The sequence below is a fragment of the Sterolibacterium denitrificans genome (assembly GCF_900174485.1).
GTDB lineage: Bacteria > Pseudomonadota > Gammaproteobacteria > Burkholderiales > Rhodocyclaceae > Sterolibacterium > Sterolibacterium denitrificans.
In genome coordinates this window covers 304,984-322,110 of sequence record NZ_LT837803.1, presented here as the reverse complement: position 1 = coordinate 322,110, position 17,127 = coordinate 304,984, and the positions used below count along the sequence as shown (strand labels likewise).

Below are 17,127 nucleotides of genomic sequence, written 5' to 3'. Positions count from 1 at the left end.
CCTGCGTATTGCAGAGCCGGTAATCATAGCGCAGTGGGGGCTGCTTTCAAACTCGGCGTTCTTGGCAAAGGCCGGGCGTCGTCAGGCGACGGTTTCCTTGATCTGTGCTTCGAAGCCGGCCAGACGGCCTTGCACGGCGCGCACGCCGTAATGGAATGCCAGTGCGGCGGCGGGCCACTGGCGGATTTCATGGCCGTCGATAGACTGCTGCCGTACTAGGCTGCGTGTGGTGACCCAGACCAGAGGCAGGCGATTGCCGCGCATGAATTTCATCAGTCCCTTGAGCGCTTCCGGCTTGTCCGCGTACTTGTCGCTCCACTTAATTTCCAGTGCAGACACTGGTTTGAGCGACTGAGATGATTCGACCAAGTCTACTTCGCAGTCGTCGGTGCCCCAGCGCGCGTAGTTGAGTCGCGCATCCTCGTGGAAGCGCTGTGCGAACAGGGCCGTTTCGACCAGGAGGCCGAACTCGGGTTCGTCAGGAGATTTCTCGCCGAACAGCCCGGTGTACATCGCCGAATTGGTCAGATACACCTTGAAATTGCGCTCGCGCTGATAGCGTTTGCCGTCTTGGTCCACGCGGAACACGCGCTTGATGAGGAAGGCTGCCTCCAGATATTCGATGTATTTCTGGATGGTCTGCTTGCCGACGCCGCTGCGTTGCGAAAGCTGCTCGAATGACACTTCCTCGGCGGTATTGAACGCCAGCAGAGTGAACAGCGAGTTTAGCTCCTGGATATCCTTGATTCCGTACAACTGCGGCAAGTCGCGCAGCAACACCTTGTCCACGATGTCGGATTTGACGAAACGCTCCGGGTTGTTGCGCACCACCGGCGACAACGCCAGCTCGGGGTAACCGCCATAACTGACGTACTCGGCGAACTGCGCGTTCAGGCGCGCGATGTCTTCCAGCAGATAGACGCCGGGTTTTTCCTCGTGGATGGCGGGCGGTTCCGGGCGCAAATGCAGGTATTCGGAAAACGTCAGCGGCGGCAACAGGAAGTCGGTGAAGCGTCCCGCGCCTGATTCGCTGCTCTGTCGCTTGAGCGCGGCTGCCGCCGAGCCGGATACCAGGATGCGCAGGTCGGGGCGATGATCGACCAGCGGCTTGAGGTGCTTTTCCCAATCCTTGTGCGACTGGATTTCGTCGAAGAACAGATAGCGTACGCCATCGCCGCCGGACGCGGCATCCTCGATCTGGCGGATCAGTGTTTCCAGCGACTGTCCGTGCAGCAGCGGGTGATCCATTTCCACGTAGGCGATGTGCTGTGGCAGCACATCCCGCCCCAACAGGTCGGCAATCAGGTGGCGGATCAGAATGGTCTTGCCGACCCGGCGTGGGCCCAGCAGTACCACGGCGCGGCGCAGATTCGACTCCAGCAGCAGTTGCCGTACCGGGTCTAGATAGGCGCGCGGGCGCAAAGCCAAAGTCGCCTGGTCCATCTCGGCGCGTTGCCACCAAGGGTTCAGGCGCTTAAGATGTTCCGCAACCTGTTGATCAGAAACTTCTTTCATCCAAAAATCCAGTTAAGCACAGTTTGTTATGCTTAACTTTAGCACGATCTGACCGCCCGGCTACGTCAGTCGATGGCGACGCCGTGCCTACGCAATCGGCTCATAGGCGCAGCGTTCGAAATCTGCGCCGCGTTCGAGCAGTTTGCTCAGGCGCACTTTCTGGCTGCGCTCGCCCTGAATTTCGATGGGCTGGCCGGGACGGAACCAGCCAGTGGGGGTCAGGAGGGTGGCGGCCTGCTCCAGGCCGGGCACGGCGGGCAGGTGAAAGCCGCGGCAGTGTTCGGTTTTGCTCGTGCCCTCGACGGCGCGGATGAGGCTGACGGCTTGCGGCGTGCCCGGCAGCAGGCGAATGCTGGCGCGCAGGCTGGCCGTGCCGAGGTCGCTGGCGATCCAGCCGATGCGGGCAAGCTGCCAGCCGGGCGCATGCTGCTGGCGCACGCCGATCAGGCGGCCGGCGGTTAGTGCGCTGCCGGGCTGGGCGAGCGGGCGTTGCAGTTGGAGATCGACGAGGCTGCCGGCCGCCGCTTGCCAGTGTTCGCTGGCGTGTTCGGGTGGCACGATGGCGGCATTGTCGACAGCGCCAGTGGCGCCGGCAGCGCGGGTAGCGACGTGGCCGAAGGTGGCGAGTTCTTCGTGAGCGCGTTTGTCGAGGTAGATCGACTGGCGGACCGGGTTGAACGGCTTGCCGCTGAGCTGGAAATGGATGCTCTCGATGCGGGTGAGCAGTTCGCAGGGGCGGCTGGTGGTGTCGATTGCCGGGCGGCCACCCTTGCACCAGTCGCGATAGACCCGGCGCAACAGAAGTTCGCAGTCCGGCTGCACGCAGCCCTTGCCGAGCTTGAGTTCCTGCGGCGAGACGCCTTCGCCGAGCTTGACGAGGCGTTGCTTGATGGTTTTGCGCAAAGCGCGCAGATCCAGCCAGCGCAGGCTGGCGGGTGGCGAGGCGGGGGGCTGCGCATATGCACCGGCGGTGCTGCCGGACAGGTCGATGCACAGCGGCGGCGTGCGCGGATCTTCCGGCGGTTGCAGCAGCAGCGGCACCTTGGCGGCCCAGCGCCGCGCCCAGTAGGCGACGTTGTCGAGTTGTTTCGGCTGCAGTTCGTGCGGTTGCGCCGCGGCCAGCAGCAGCGTTTCGACATAGGCGCCGGCGGCGGTCAGCGCGGCCATGCCGGCGGGTTTGTCGGCGACGGCGAGCTGGCTCACGTCGAGACACTCGGCTGCGTGGTGGATGCGATGCAGCCGCTGCCAGAAATCGGGGTCGGGGAGCAGGCCGAGATGGCAGTGGTCGAGATGGATGCTGCGCATCGTTGCCAGGGCGCGGGTTGCCGCCAGCGCGGCCTGCGTGCGTTCATCGGCGCTGGATTGGCTTGCCGTGGCTGCTGCGCCGGCGTTTTGCAGCACCAGCAGATAGCCGCTTGCCAGCGCCTGCCAGAGCATGTGCATGGCGGCAAAGCCGGCTTCCGTGGCCGCGGCGAGCGGTAGTTCCGGGCGTTGCAGGAGGCAGGGGCGCAGCCATTCGTCGTGGATGAAGTGCAGCGGACTGCGGAGGAATTCGAGGATGGCCAGGCGTTCCGCGGCGGGCAGCGGATGGCGGTTCAGCCGTTCGAGCTGCTGCAGCAACTGGTCGCGAGCCAGGGCGGTATTGGTGATGGCCAGATCGGCAAGCCAGCGCTTGCAGTCGGCCAGGCTGGTGAATTGCGGCGCCGGTCCGCCGTCGGGCGAGGGGAGTGCGAGATTGGCCAGTGCGTTGCCGGCGATGCTGCTCATGGGCGATGCCTCCCGGTCATGCGTTTGCCAGTGCGGCAAGCAGGTGCGTGCGCAGCGTTTCGGTGCCGACCTGTGGCCGTGTGACGGCAGCTTGCCCGTCTTGCGCGGCCTTGGGTTGCGCGGCCCAGATCGGCGCGGGAAAGTTGCGGTCGTCCTGCCAGCGCGGGATGACGTGCCAATGCACGTGAGGCGTGAGATTGCCCAGGCTGGCGAGGTTGATCTTGTGCGGCCGGTAAAGTTCGCGCAGCGCGGTTTCGACGGCGAATACCACGCGCATCAGGTGGGCGCGTTCGGCGGCCGGCAGATCCGTCATTTCGCGCACATGGCTGCGCCAGATGACGCGGCAGAAGCCAGGGTAGTCCGCGCCTTCCTGGCCGCCGACCCGCACCACGCGGCAATGCTCGTCCTGCCAGAGCGGCTCGCCGCCCGGCCGGCTGCACAGTTCGCAGTTTTCGCTTCTACTCATCTCGTCTCCTGACCAGAATGAGCTGCCATTGCAGTATTCAGTACTCGGTACCTAGTCCTCGGTACTTACAGCAAGATGCGCTCGATCCCGCCCCGATTGGCCTGATCCACGTACTCTAGCATCCACCGCTCGCCGAGCAATTCGCGCGCCATTTCGACCACCATGAATTCGGCCTGGGTATCGGCATCGTCGTTGTAGCGCGCCAGGCCCTGCAGGCAGGAAGGGCAGGAAGTGAGGATCTTCACTTCACCGCCAAAACCGTCCTCGCGCAAGGCCGCCGCGCCCTGCTCCATTTCGCGCTGCTTGCGGAAGCGCACCTGGGTGGCCACGTCCGGCCGCGCCACGGCAAAGGTGCCGGATTCGCCGCAGCAGCGGTCGTTCAGCGGCACCGTCTTGCCCATCAGGGTATTCACCACCTGCGTCACGTTGTGCGTCTTGGTCGGCGTGTGACAGGGGTCATGGTACATGTAGCGGGTGGCGCTGCCGCCGTTCAGATGCACGCCTTTTTCCAGCAGGTACTCGTGGATGTCGAGCAGCCGGCAGCCGGGGAAGATCTTGTCGAACTGGTATTGCTGCAACTGATCCATGCAGGTGCCGCAGGAGACGATCACCGTCTTGATGTCGAGATAGTTGAGGGTGGTGGACACGCGGTGGAACAGCACGCGATTGTCGGTGGTGATTTCGCGGCCCTTGTCGGCCTGGCCGCTGGCGATCTGCGGATAGCCGCAGCACAGGTAACCGGGCGGCAGCACGGTCTGCACGCCGAGGTTGAAGAGCATCGCCTGGGTGGCCAGGCCGATCTGCGAGAACAGTCGCTCCGAGCCGCAGCCGGGGAAATAGAACACCGCCTCGGCGTCCGCTTCCGCCTTTCGAGGATCGCGGATCACCGGCACCATGCGGGCATCTTCCAGCCCGAGCATGGCGCGGGCGGTACGCGAGGGCATGCCGGCGGGCATCGGCTTGTTGAAGAAGTGGATCACCTGGGCTTTCACCGAGGGCTGGCCGACGCTGGCCGGCGGCCGCTCGACCACGCCCTGGATGAGGCCCGCGGCCCTGGCGATTTTGTGCACCATGCGCTGCGCCGGATAGCCGACATTCACCATGCCGGCGCGCAGGGTCTTGATCACCGTCGGTTCGGTGGCGTTGAGGAAGGACATCGCCAGCGCCTTGCCGGGATTGAAGCGCGTCTTGCCCTGCTCGCGGAGGAAGTTGCGCATGGCGATGGAGACGTCGCCGAAGTCGATATCCACCGGGCAGGGCTTCAGGCAGCGGTGGCAGATCGTGCAATGGTCGGCAACGTCGTTGAACTCGGCGAAGTGATGCAGCGAGATGCCGCGCCGCGTCTGCTCCTCGTACAGGAAAGCTTCGATCAGCAGCGAAGTGGCGAGGATCTTGTTGCGCGGGCTGTAGAGCAGGTTGGCCGGCGGCACGTGGGTCGAGCAGACCGGCTTGCACTTGCCGCAGCGCAGGCAGTCCTTGATCATCCCGGCGATGGTGCCGACTTCGGACTGCTCCATGATCAGCGATTCGGTGCCGAGCAGGCTGAACGACGGCGTGTAGGCGTTGCGCAGATCGCCACCGGCCATCAGCTTGCCCTGGTTGAAGCGGCCCTGCGGATCGACTTTTTCCTTGTAGGCGCGGAAGGGCGCGATCTGCGTTTCGTCGAGGAATTCCAGCTTGGTGATGCCGATGCCGTGCTCGCCGGAAATCACCCCGCCCAGCTCGCGCGCAAGCGCCATGATGCGCTCCACCGTGCGGTAGGCGGTCTGCAGCATGGAGTAGTCGTCGGAGTTCACCGGAATGTTGGTATGCACGTTGCCGTCGCCGGCGTGCATGTGCAGGGCGACGAACAGGCGGCTGCGCAGCACCTCCTGGTGGATGGCGCGGATCCGCTCCCGCGTCGGGGCGTAGGCTTCGCCGCTGAAGATTTCGTCCAGGCGTGGCTTCAGCTCCAGCTTCCAGGACACCCGCGTGCTGTGATCCTGCAGGCTGGGGAAATGCCTGTCGATGCCGTCGAGCAGACCCTGCCAGTGGGCGCGCACCTCGTTGACCACCGCCAGCGCCAGCTCGCGCCGGTCGGCGATCAGGTTGCGTCCCGACTGGCCGGCATCGCCCGCATGCAGCGGCAATTCGCCGCGCAGGAAGCCGTGCAGCGCGGCGCACAGCGCCAGCTTGTTGGCGATCGACAGCTCGATGTTGATGCGCTCGATGCCATCGCAGTAATCGCCCATGCGCGGCAGCGGAATGACCACGTCCTCGTTGATCTTGAAGGCGTTGGTATGGCGCGAGATCGCCGCCGTGCGGGCGCGGTCGAGCCAGAACTGCTTGCGCGTCTCGGCGCTGACGGCGATGAAACCCTCGCCGCTGCGGGCATTGGCCATGCGCACCACGGCAGAAGCGGCAGCCATCACGGCGGCCTCGTCGTCGCCGACCAGATCGCCGATCAGCACCATCTTCGGCCGCCCCTGGCGCTTGGCCTTGGTGGCATAGCCGACGGCGCGCACGTAGCGTTCATCCAGATGTTCCAGCCCCGCCAGTTGCACGCCAGCGGCCAGCCCGGCGCCGCCCGGCTTGAAGTAATCGGTGATTTCGACAATTGACGGCACGGCATCCGCCACCCGGCCGAAGAATTCCAGACAGACCGTGCGCGTGTGCGCCGGCAGGCGGTGGAGGATCCAGGTCGCCGAGGTGATGATGCCGTCGCAGCCTTCCTTCTGCACGCCCGGCAGACCGGCAAGAAACTTGTCGGTGACGTCCTTGCCCAGTCCCTGCTTGCGGAAGCTCGCGCCGGGAATTTCGAGGATTTCCTCGCGCAGCGGCTGCGCGCAGGCAAAGTCGTCCGGCGCGCAGTAGCGCAGGCGGAAACGCACCAGCGTTTGCTCGTGGATCTTGCCGAAGTTGTGCTCCAGGCGTTCGACCCGCAGCCACTCGCCTTGCGGCGTGACCATTTTCCAGGAGGCCAGGTTGTCGAGCGCAGTGCCCCAGAGCACGGCTTTCTTGCCGCCGGCATTCATGGCGACGTTGCCGCCGATGGTCGAGGCATCGGCCGAGGTCGGGTCGCAGGCGAACACCAGTCCGGCGCCTTCGGCGGCTTCCATGGCGCGCCGCGTCACCACGCCGGCCAGGGTGTGCAAGGTGGCATAGGGCCGCGCCGTGCCGGGCAGTACTTGTTCGCTGACCGCGCCGTAGTCGATCAGCTTTTCGGTATTGATGACCACCGAATGCGGCGTCAGCGGCACCGCCCCGCCGGTGTAGCCGGTGCCGCCGCCGCGCGGGATGATGGTCAGCCCCAGCTCGATGCAGCCGCGCACCAGCGGGCCGATTTCTTCTTCCGTATCGGGGTACAGCACGACGAAAGGAAAGGCCACGCGCCAATCGGTGGCGTCGGTCACGTGGGCGACGCGCGCCAGACCGTCGAAGGCGATGTTGTCGGCGCGGGTATGTTTTGCCAGCACGCGCAGCGCCCGCTGGCGCAAGCCGGCGGTCTCGGCGAAATGGCGGGCAAAGTCGGCAACGGCCTGTTGCGCGCGTTCCAGCAGCAGGCCGACGCGCGGATTGCCCTGGCGGCGCTGCTCCACTTCGTTCAGGCGATGGCGCAGCGCGGCGATCAGCGCCTCGCGCCGCTCGCGGTTGGCGAGCAGGTCGTCTTCCAGGTAGGGATTGCGCTTGACCACCCAGATATCGCCCAGCACTTCATACAGCATGCGCGCCGAACGGCCGGTGACGCGCTCGGCGCGCAGTTCGTCCAGTAGTTGCCAGGCCTCCTCGCCGAGCAGGCGGATGACGATCTCGCGATCGGAAAACGAAGTGTAGTTATAGGGAATTTCGCGCAGGCGTGCGGTCATGATGGCGGGACGGCGGGAATGAAGCGGCCGGATGCGGGGCCGGACGACATTTTAGCGCTTCGGATCGAGGCGCATACTGGCGCTGCGCTGCCGATCCGGCTTCGGCAAGTCCGAACCGGTGCGGACAATCGTCAAGGAGAACATCGTGACACAGCGTCTCAACCACAGCCAGGCGACCAGTCATTCGCTGGTCGAGCCCGGAAGTTCCACTGTGGCCGAAGAGCGGAAATCGGCCATTGCTGACGTATCAATTCACTGAAGATTTTGACTGCTCAGAGCAGTAAAGCTGTCCTCGGGTGTATCCACGGAAGCCGGGGCGATTCAGTGCCTTGTTAGGTAAAATATGCCGGTTGTTTTAGGATGGAAAATCATGGTCACACCGGAAGACGTGCTCAATCGCATCACCAACCATCTTTCCATTGCGCTACGCTCTGGCATTGTCCAACTTGCACTGGGCGGCAACGATGGCCGTGAAGACTCGCAGCGGAGCGAGCAGCACATTACGCAGACACTGGCTCTGCAGTTTATGGCCGATCAATACTTTGCCGAGAACGGGCTCACGTTTTCTCCCTCACCGCCGCGCTATTGGTACGACTTTCTGGTAACCGGCCAAGGCGGTATGTGGCTCCCGGTTAACGTGAAGATCAGCAGCTTCGGCGGCTCTGACAATCTCTCCAGTAAGGAAGGCCTGTTCTTCGCCATGACAGGCGTGGATCCGAAGAACGTCCCGTATCCGAACGGCAACGGGCGGAAGTGGGGAATCAACTCATGGGAGCCTTACTGCGAAGCAATGGCGCATTACTTCGGCGCCAACATGAACGCTGACTACTATTTCCTGGTGATCAACAAGAACGACATCGGGCACGTGTTCTGGACGTCTCTGCGCCAGATGGCTTCGCTCGACCCGAATGGCAGCAACCTTCCATATCAGGCGCATTGGGGGCGGAACATGCAGCGCGTCAATCGCACCTGGCAGGAATCAGCCGAGTTCCTGATGGGGGTGTTCCGCGAGGCACTCGTGCTGCGCGCGCGAGTGTTGGATCAGTTCGACGCGTCGATCGGCGAACGACTACGAGGGGGCCTTGGCCAATGAGCAAGGTCTTGAACGTAACCAACCGTGGTCAGGTCTTCACACCGGAGCGGATTGTCCGGCTGATGCTTTCTCTGCGGCAACGCAGCGGTCGAGTGCTTGAGCCGTCGGCTGGCGACGGGGCCTTTGTCGCGCATCTCCGGAATTGCGTCGCGATCGAATTTGACGCGAGGGTCGCTCCAGCTGGCGCACTGATCCAGAATTTTTTCGCCTACCCGGTAACCGAGAAGTTCTCGTCGGTAATAGGGAACCCACCGTACGTCCGCTACCAAGACATCGAGCGCGAGACCAAGGCATTGCTCGATACCAGCCGCTTCGACGGCCGCTCGAATCTCTATCTTTTCTTTATCGAGAAGGCAGTCCAACACCTGAAGCCCGCCGGCGAATTGATCTTCATCGTGCCGCGCGACTTCATCAAGCTGACCGCCGCACGGCGGTTGAACACTTGGTTGTTCGAACACGGCACGATTACCCATTGGATCGAGACGGGGGACCAGAAGATTTTCCGGGGTGCGGTCCCGAATTGCGCCATCTTCCGGTACGAACTCGGGAACTTCTCCCGGGCCACTCAGTGGCAGGTGCTCGGCGATACCTCGTGGCAGAAGCGGACCTTCACCGAGATGCACGGTCAGCTCGCCTTCCTTGAGGGGGGGATGACGGTACCGCTGTCGGCGCTCTTTGATGTGAAGGTAGGCGCCGTTTCGGGCGCCGATCCTGCTTTCATCCATCCCAAAGGCAACCTCGATTTCGTTTGTTCGAAGACCCGTGACACCGGCGAGACCCGGCGGATGTTCTACAACGTTCAGCACAAGGCCTTGGTCAAGCACAAGACGCGGCTACTCGCGCGCCGGATCAAGTCTTTCGACGAAGGCAACTGGTGGAAGTGGGGCCGTGCTTACCACGAGTCAGAATCGCCGCGGATCTACGTCAACGGGAAAACCCGGCGGCCGCAGCCGTTCTTCGTACATGAGTGTACGGCCTACGACGGCTCGGTGCTTGCGCTGTTCCCGAAATATCCTGACATGGACATTGCGCGCGCGGCAGAGCTGTTGAATACAGCAGTACCATGGGATCACCTGGGTTTCGTCGTCGACGGCCGCTACCAGTTCAGCCAGCGCACTCTGGCAACGGTGATGCTACCCGAAGTGTTCTCTGAGCTGCAGAAACCGGCGCTGGTACGGCGTAAATCAGTATCGGCGATCGTGAAAAGAAAGATCGCGTGATCACTGGATCACCTAGTCCGAAGTGTGTCTGGGATTTTGTGTAAAACACCCATCGCACACATCATCGTGGAAAGTCCGTTATAGCCGAGTAGCGGGTGCCGGAGACCATGCCCAGCAAGCCCAAACAGTACACCTCCGAAGTTGGAGGGGCGCACTGACTGTCGCACACTCGAAACTTCATGAAACCGGCCATCGCATCGTCTCGGACTATATTGGCAAACGACACGTTGAAATTCTTCTGAACTTTTTCTCGTTAGCACTCTCCAGTAGAGAGTGCTAACATTATGGGTCAGGAGGTACATTGCATGAGCAACGCCCTTACGATTCAGCAGTTTGCAATGCCGACGCCGGTTGGCAATATCGATGCCTATATCCAGGCGGCGAATCGCATGCCGATGTTGTCGGAGACGGAGGAACGGGATTTGGCGCGGCGTTTCCGCCAGGAAGGCGATCTGGAGGCTGCGCGCGGCCTGGTGTTGTCGCATCTGCGGCTGGTGGTGGCGATTGCCCGGGGTTATCTGGGCTATGGCCTGCCGCATGCGGATTTGATTCAGGAAGGCAATATCGGCCTGATGAAGGCGGTCAAGCGCTTCGATCCGGAGCGCGGGGTGCGTCTGGTGTCGTTCGCCATTCACTGGATCAAGGCGGAAATCCATGAATACGTGCTGAAGAACTGGCGCCTGGTGAAGGTGGCGACGACCAAGGCGCAGCGCAAGCTGTTCTTCAATCTGCGCAGCATGAAGCCGGGGTTCAGCGCGCTGAGTCCGGACGAGGTGAATTCGGTGGCCCGGCAGTTGGGCGTGAAGCCGGAGGAAGTCGTCGAGATGGAAACGCGCCTGTCCGGCCAGGATATTTCGCTGGAGCCGCTGGCCGAGGATGACGACGAGCATTACGCGCCGATCGCCTATCTGGCGGCTGCCGACCACAGCGAGCCGTCGCGGATGCTGGAACGCAAGGAGTACGACCGTCTGCAGAACGAAGGTCTGGGCGCAGCGCTACAGGGACTGGACGAGCGCAGCCGCGACATCGTGGCGCGGCGCTGGTTGGCCGACGAAGGCGAGGCGCCGACGCTGCACGAACTGGCGGCGGAATACGGCGTATCGGCCGAGCGCATCCGCCAGATCGAAGTCCGCGCGCTGCAGAAAATGCGCGGGATGCTGGCGCCGGCCTGAAGTTTCATCGCGCCATCGTGCGCAAAACAAAACGGGAACGCTGATCGGGCGTTCCCGTTGTTATTTTCCGGCCAGCAGCAGGCGAATGTCGGCGGCGATGTGTTCCGCCGTCTCGCCGTATTTCACCAGCAGGCGCAGGCGGCCCTGCGGATCGTAGACATAGCTGTTGGCGGTGTGGTCGATGCTGTAGTGGTTCGGTGAGTCGCCGCTGCCGGGCCGCTGCCGGTAATAGACGTGGAATTCGCGCGCCGTGGCGGCCGTGGTCGCGGTATCGCCGGAGAGGCCGACGAAATCCGGGTGGAACTGCGGCACATAGACGGCGAGCAGTTCGCGCGTATCGCGCGCCGGGTCGAGGGTGATGAACAGCACCTGCACCTTGCCGGCATCCGCGCCGAGCTGCTGCATGACTTCGGCCATGGTCGCCAGCGTGGTCGGGCAGACGTCGGGGCACTGGGTGTAGCCGAAGAAGAGGACGACGATCTTGCCGCGATAATCGGCAAGCCGGCGCGGCTGGCCGTGGTGATCGACGAGGCTGAAGTCGCGGCCGATGTTGTCGGTGTCGATGGGGCGGGCGTGAAAACCGCTGCTGGCAGGGGGAATATCGCAGCCGTAAAGCAGCAAACAGGACAGCACCAGCGGGACGACAGTGAGTTGCCGCAAGATAGCCGCAGGTTTCTGCTTTTCAGGCGTAAATCTCGGCATGATCGCTGCAGGTCAATGATTATGAAGTGGGCGCAGCGATTAGCCGGCGAGTGCCTGGAGCAGCTTGCCATGCACGCCACCGAAGCCGCCGTTGCTCATCACCAGTATCCGGTCGCCGGGGCGGGCGCTGGCGGCAACCGCCTGCACCAGGGTGTCGAGATCGGTGAATACGCTGGCCTTGCTGCCGAGCGGGGCCAGCGCGGCGGCGACGTCCCAGTCCAGACCGCTGGCGTAGCAATACACCTCGTCGGCGCCGGCCAGGCTGCCGGGCAGTTGGGCCTTCATGCTGCCCAGCTTCATGGTGTTGGAGCGTGGTTCCAGCACGGCCAGGATGCGGGCCGGCTGCGCTGCATCCTGACGGGCGCGCAGGCCGTCCATGGTCAGGGCGATGGCCGTCGGATGGTGGGCGAAATCGTCATAAACCGTGACGTTGCGCACCGTGCCGCGCACTTCAAGGCGGCGCTTGACGCCCTGAAACTCCGCCAGCGCCCGCAGGGCGACTTCCGGGGTAACACCGACATGGCGGGCGGCGGCCAGCGCGGCCACGGCATTCAACTGGTTGTGCCTGCCGGGCAGGGCCAGGCGTGTCGAGCCGAGAATCTGAGCATCCAGGCTGATGTCGAAGCGGCCATCAGCCGTCGCCGGATTGACCGTCCAGCCAGTGCCTGCGGGATCGTTGAAGCTTTCCCGGGGCGTCCAGCAGCCGCGGGCCAGCACGCGTTTGAGGCTGTCTTCGGCGGCATTCACAAGAATCAGGCCATTATTTGGCAATGTGCGTACTAAATGATGAAATTGCGTCTCGATAGCAGCAAGATCGGTGAAGATGTCTGCGTGATCGAATTCTAGATTGTTGAGGATCAGCGTTCGCGGCCGGTAATGCACGAATTTCGAACGCTTGTCGCAGAAAGCGGTGTCGTATTCGTCGGCTTCGATGACGAAAAAGTCCGTTTCGCCCAGTCGCGCCGAAATGCCGAAATCCTGCGCCACGCCACCGATCAGGAAGCCGGGTTTGAGGCCGGCATATTCCAGTATCCAGGCCAGCATCGAGCTGGTGGTCGTCTTGCCATGGGTGCCGGCAACGGCGAGTACCCACTTACCTTGCAGGATGTTTTCTGCCAGCCATTGTGGTCCGGAGACATAGGGCAGGCCACGGGCGAGGATTTCCTCCAGCAGCGGATTGCCGCGCGAAATCGCATTGCCGACCACGTAAAGATCCGGCTGCAGGGAGGTCTGGCTGGCGGCATAGCCTTCGGTCAGGGCGATGCCCTGTTCTTCCAGTTGGCTGCTCATCGGCGGATAGACGCCGGCATCGCAGCCGGTGACGCGATGCCCGGCCGCGCGCGCGAGAAGTGCCACGCCGCCCATGAACGTGCCGCAGATGCCGAGGATGTGGATGTGCATGATGTCAGCCAAACGAGGTTGAGGTCAGGATCGGTGGCGTTCGCGTGATGATGGGCGCAAGATCGCAAGCATTCGCGACAGATTTGCAGTGCCGTCCGCCGGCTTGCGTGGCGTGGCTGCGCGGCTGTGTAGAATGGGGCGGATTATACGTCGCCCCTGCGGGCAGCTTTCGGTAATGGAAGATCATGCGCAGCACTCGACGTTCCCGGGCGGCTCATCAAACGCATAGGGCGGATGCCATGCGCCGCGACATCGCCAGTCTGGCCGCGCGCCTGATGGCGGCGGACGGCATCGACGATTTCAGTCTGGCCAAGCGCAAGGCGGCGCGCCAACTGGGGGCGCCCAACAGCGAAGCCCTGCCGACCAATCAGGAAGTCGAGACGGCGCTGCTGGCCTATCAGGCGCTTTACCAAGAGGACGAGCAGCGCGAGCGGCTTGCCGTCATGCGCCGGGAGGCGCTGGCGCTGATGCAGCGGCTGCGGCCGTTCCATCCCTACCTGACCGGCCCGGTGCTGATCGGCACGGCGGGGCGCTACAGCCGGGCCGAGATCGATCTCTATGCCGACAGCGGCAAGGAGGTCGAAATCTTCCTGCTCGATCAGCACCTGGATTTCGAGCACGTCGATCCCGGTCGCGGCCCGGAGGCGCCCGAGCTGCGCCTGCTCGTGACGGGCGAGGTTGGCAAGGCGGGCGAAACGACGGGTTTCCTGCTCTCGGTCTATCCGCACGGGCAGGAGCGCGTGCGGCGGCGCAGTCCGCATACCGGCCAGAGCGAACGGCGCGCCGGCATCGAGGCGCTGACGGCGCTGCTGGCGGCCGAGGTGGATTGAGAGGTGGCTAGGTGATTGTTCCTCCGCATCACAAACGCTCGCTGGCCGCAATCATGCTGTTGCTGGCTGCTGTTGCGGTCTGGCTGCTCAAGGAGCCGCTGGAACGCCGACTGGCAGGACAGGATGCGCGGGTTGCCGATGCGGCGCAGGCTGCAGAGCGGCTTTTTGCAGAGAAAATCCATGATCTTGCAGGTATCGAGCAGCCATTTTCGCAGTGGAAGGGAAAACTGCTGGTGGTTAACCTCTGGGCGACCTGGTGTCCGCCGTGTCGCACCGAAATGCCGGGATTTTCGCGATTGCAAGCCAAATATGCGGCTAAAAATGTGCAATTTGTCGGTATCGCGCTCGATACGCCGGAACGTGTCAGGGCCTTTGCGGCGCAAACGCCCGTCGATTACCCACTGCTGATCGGCAGCCAGGCATTGACGCCGATTTTTGCCGTCTTCGGCAATACGACGGGTGGTTTGCCTTTTACCGTCATCCTCGACCGTGATGGCCAAATGGTGCGTGCGCGTCTGGGCCTCTGGCGGGAGGCTGCGCTCGATGCCGCACTGGCCGAATTGATTTGATTTTTGCAGAAGAAAGCGGCACTTTCCGGCTTACTCTTTGCTGGACAAAATGTGCCGATTTGCGGCAAACTGGCGGGTATGTCCAAGCAAACTCGCTCCAAACAGACCGAATCGTCGGATATCCGGCCGTGCGTGCTCGTGCTGCACGGGCCGAATCTGAACCTGCTCGGCACGCGTGAACCGGCCATCTACGGGTGCACGACGCTGGCCGATATCCATCGCGCGATGGAAGCCCAGGCCCGCGCGGCCGGGGTGCAGCTGGAGAGTTTCCAGAGCAACAGCGAAGGCGAACTGGTCAACCGCGTGCAGGCCGCCGCGAGCGAAGGCATCCGTTTCATCATCATCAATCCGGCCGCGTATACCCACACCAGCGTCGCGTTGCGCGATGCCCTGGCGGCGGTGGCGATTCCTTTCATCGAGGTGCACTTGTCGAACGTGCATGCCCGCGAGTCTTTTCGCCAGCAGTCGTATTTTTCCGATCTCGCCGTCGGCGTCATCAGCGGTCTGGGGCACGAGGGCTATGCGCTCGCCCTGACGGCAGCTTTGTCGCGCCTGGCGCAGGCGCAGGATTGAAGACGACCCGGTCGGGCCGGCGGCGGGTTCTCCCACACCTTTCATCTACATACCTACACACACTTCAGCACCCTGCCAACCGGGAGCAAACATGGATTTGAGAAAACTCAAGAAACTGATCGACCTCGTTCAGGAGTCGGGTATTTCCGAACTGGAAGTCACCGAAGGCGAGGAAAAAGTACGTATCGTCAAACACAGCGCTCAGCCGCAAGCGGCCACCTACATGGTCGGCGCTCCGGCCGCGGCTCCGGCGCCGATGTACGCGCCGACCGCCGAGATGGCGCCCGCGGCAAAGCCGGCGACGGATGATCTCGAACTGGATGGCGAGGTGGTCAAGTCGCCGATGGTCGGTACCTTCTACCGCGCCAGCTCGCCGGATGCCGCGCCTTTCGTTGAAGTCGGCCAGAGCGTCAAGGTCGGCGACACGCTGTGCATCATCGAGGCGATGAAGCTGATGAATGAGATCGAGGCCGACGTCGCCGGTGTCGTCAAGGCCGTCCTCATCGAAAATGGCCAGCCGGTGGAGTTCGGCCAGGCGATGTTCGTCATCGACTGAAGCCGACGAATCCTGAATTCCGAATTCCGAATCGGGTCTGCCAAAGGAATTTCATGTTCGAAAAAATCCTCATTGCCAACCGTGGCGAGATTGCCCTGCGTATCCAGCGCGCCTGCCGCGAGATGGGCATCAAGACCGTGGTCGTGCATTCGCTGGCCGATACCGAGGCGAAATACGTCAAGCTGGCGGATGAATCGGTGTGCATCGGGCCGGCGCCCTCCAGCGAGAGCTACCTGAACATTCCGGCGATCATCTCGGCGGCCGAAGTCACCGACGCCGAGGCCATTCATCCCGGCTACGGCTTTCTCTCGGAAAACGCCGGCTTTGCCGAGCGCGTCGAGAAATCCGGCTTCGTCTTCATCGGCCCGCGTCCGGAAACCATCAGCATGATGGGCGACAAGGTCAGCGCCAAGGATGCCATGAAGGCCGCCGGCGTGCCCTGCGTGCCCGGCTCGGAGGGCGCATTGCCCGAAGATCCGAAGGAAATCATCAGGATTGCCCGCTCCATCGGCTATCCGGTGATCATCAAGGCGGCCGGCGGCGGCGGCGGGCGCGGCATGCGCGTGGTGCATACTGAAGCCGCCCTGCTCAACGCCGTGGCGATGACGCGCACCGAAGCCGGCGCGGCCTTCGGCAATCCGACCGTCTACATGGAAAAATTCCTGGAAAACCCGCGCCACATCGAGATCCAGGTGCTGGCCGACAGCTACAGGAATGCCGTCCATCTCGGCGAGCGCGACTGCTCCATGCAGCGCCGCCATCAGAAGGTCATCGAGGAAGCGCCGGCCGCCGACATCAACCGCCGCGCCATCACCCGCGTCGGCGAGCGCTGCGCCGAGGCCTGCAAGCGCATCAACTATCGCGGCGCGGGCACGTTCGAGTTTCTCTATGAAAACGGCGAGTTCTACTTCATCGAAATGAACACCCGCGTCCAGGTCGAGCATCCGGTCACTGAAATGGTCACCGGCATCGACATCGTCCAGGCGCAGATCCGCATCGCCGCCGGTGAAAAACTCTGGCTGCGCCAGCGCGACATCGAACTGCACGGCCACGCCATCGAATGCCGCATCAATGCCGAGGATCCGTTCAAATTCACGCCCTCGCCGGGCAAGATCACCAGCTATCACCCGCCCGGCGGCCCGGGCATCCGCGTCGATACGCACATGTACCAGGGCTACACCATCCCGCCGCATTACGATTCGATGATCGGCAAGGTGATCTCCTACGCCGATACGCGCGAACAGGCGCTCCGGCGCATGCACATCGCGCTGTCGGAAATGGCGGTCGAAGGCATCAAGACCAACATCCCGCTGCATCAGGAACTGATGCAGGATGCCAACTTCGCCAAGGGCGGTACCAGCATCCATTACCTCGAAGCCAAGCTCGCCGCCAGGGAAGAGGCGACGAAGGGCAAATAG

Annotated in this window: 14 protein-coding genes; 8 read left to right on the top strand and 6 right to left on the bottom strand. The window is 63.1% G+C overall.

Features of this window, described 5'->3' with window-relative positions:
• Nucleotides 1–81: 81 nt before the first annotated feature.
• From SDENCHOL_RS01405 to SDENCHOL_RS01390, 4 genes are all read right to left on the bottom strand, one after another.
• Entirely contained in the window at nt 82–1,515 is a 1,434-nt protein-coding gene (locus tag SDENCHOL_RS01405) for an ATP-binding protein (RefSeq protein ID WP_083522802.1), read from the bottom strand.
• An 87-nt stretch (nt 1,516–1,602) separates the two neighbouring features.
• Complete coding sequence (locus SDENCHOL_RS01400; protein WP_154715753.1) at nt 1,603–3,282, bottom strand: hypothetical protein; 1,680 nt, start codon at nt 3,280–3,282, stop codon at nt 1,603–1,605.
• Nucleotides 3,283–3,298: 16 nt separating this feature from the next.
• Nucleotides 3,299–3,748 carry an HIT family protein gene (locus SDENCHOL_RS01395; RefSeq protein WP_067169173.1) on the bottom strand — a complete coding sequence of 150 codons (450 nt, stop codon included), beginning with the start codon at nt 3,746–3,748 and terminating at the stop codon, nt 3,299–3,301.
• Nucleotides 3,749–3,813: 65 nt separating this feature from the next.
• Nucleotides 3,814–7,593 (bottom strand): DUF3683 domain-containing protein, encoded by a 3,780-nt coding sequence (locus tag SDENCHOL_RS01390; RefSeq protein WP_154715752.1) that lies wholly within the window; start codon nt 7,591–7,593, stop codon nt 3,814–3,816.
• A gap of 370 nt (nt 7,594–7,963) precedes the next feature.
• Between SDENCHOL_RS01390 and SDENCHOL_RS01385 the strand changes: the two genes are divergently transcribed.
• The 3 genes from SDENCHOL_RS01385 to rpoH all read left to right on the top strand — a co-directional run bounded on the left by SDENCHOL_RS01385 (nt 7,964) and on the right by rpoH (nt 11,078).
• Nucleotides 7,964–8,686 (top strand): hypothetical protein, encoded by a 723-nt coding sequence (locus tag SDENCHOL_RS01385; RefSeq protein ID WP_067169167.1) that lies wholly within the window; start codon nt 7,964–7,966, stop codon nt 8,684–8,686.
• Nucleotides 8,683–9,906 (top strand): class I SAM-dependent methyltransferase, encoded by a 1,224-nt coding sequence (locus SDENCHOL_RS01380; RefSeq protein WP_067169165.1) that lies wholly within the window; start codon nt 8,683–8,685, stop codon nt 9,904–9,906. The genes SDENCHOL_RS01385 and SDENCHOL_RS01380 overlap by 4 nt, the downstream gene beginning before the upstream one ends.
• 305 nt (nt 9,907–10,211) lie before the next feature.
• On the top strand, nt 10,212–11,078 hold the full coding sequence (gene rpoH, locus SDENCHOL_RS01375) for an RNA polymerase sigma factor RpoH (RefSeq protein WP_154715751.1): 867 nt from the start codon (nt 10,212–10,214) through the stop codon (nt 11,076–11,078).
• 60 nt (nt 11,079–11,138) lie between these two features.
• Here the strand turns inward: rpoH and SDENCHOL_RS01370 are convergent, their stop codons facing one another.
• Both SDENCHOL_RS01370 and mpl read right to left on the bottom strand, forming a co-directional pair.
• Nucleotides 11,139–11,738 carry an SCO family protein gene (locus SDENCHOL_RS01370; protein WP_067169160.1) on the bottom strand — a complete coding sequence of 200 codons (600 nt, stop codon included), beginning with the start codon at nt 11,736–11,738 and terminating at the stop codon, nt 11,139–11,141.
• Nucleotides 11,739–11,819: 81 nt separating this feature from the next.
• Entirely contained in the window at nt 11,820–13,181 is a 1,362-nt protein-coding gene (gene mpl / locus SDENCHOL_RS01365; protein ID WP_067170618.1) for a UDP-N-acetylmuramate:L-alanyl-gamma-D-glutamyl-meso-diaminopimelate ligase, read from the bottom strand.
• Between the two features lie 239 nt (nt 13,182–13,420).
• Between mpl and SDENCHOL_RS01360 the strand changes: the two genes are divergently transcribed.
• From SDENCHOL_RS01360 to accC, 5 genes are all read left to right on the top strand, one after another.
• Entirely contained in the window at nt 13,421–14,011 is a 591-nt protein-coding gene (locus tag SDENCHOL_RS01360) for a nucleotidyltransferase (RefSeq protein WP_197706806.1), read from the top strand.
• 53 nt (nt 14,012–14,064) lie between these two features.
• Nucleotides 14,065–14,580 (top strand): TlpA disulfide reductase family protein, encoded by a 516-nt coding sequence (locus SDENCHOL_RS01355; RefSeq protein WP_067169155.1) that lies wholly within the window; start codon nt 14,065–14,067, stop codon nt 14,578–14,580.
• A gap of 78 nt (nt 14,581–14,658) precedes the next feature.
• Nucleotides 14,659–15,153, top strand: coding sequence for a type II 3-dehydroquinate dehydratase (aroQ, locus tag SDENCHOL_RS01350; protein ID WP_067169152.1), 495 nt, complete (start codon nt 14,659–14,661; stop codon nt 15,151–15,153).
• Between the two features lie 91 nt (nt 15,154–15,244).
• Nucleotides 15,245–15,709 (top strand): acetyl-CoA carboxylase biotin carboxyl carrier protein, encoded by a 465-nt coding sequence (accB, locus tag SDENCHOL_RS01345; protein WP_067169149.1) that lies wholly within the window; start codon nt 15,245–15,247, stop codon nt 15,707–15,709.
• A 53-nt stretch (nt 15,710–15,762) separates the two neighbouring features.
• Entirely contained in the window at nt 15,763–17,127 is a 1,365-nt protein-coding gene (gene accC, locus SDENCHOL_RS01340; protein ID WP_067169146.1) for an acetyl-CoA carboxylase biotin carboxylase subunit, read from the top strand.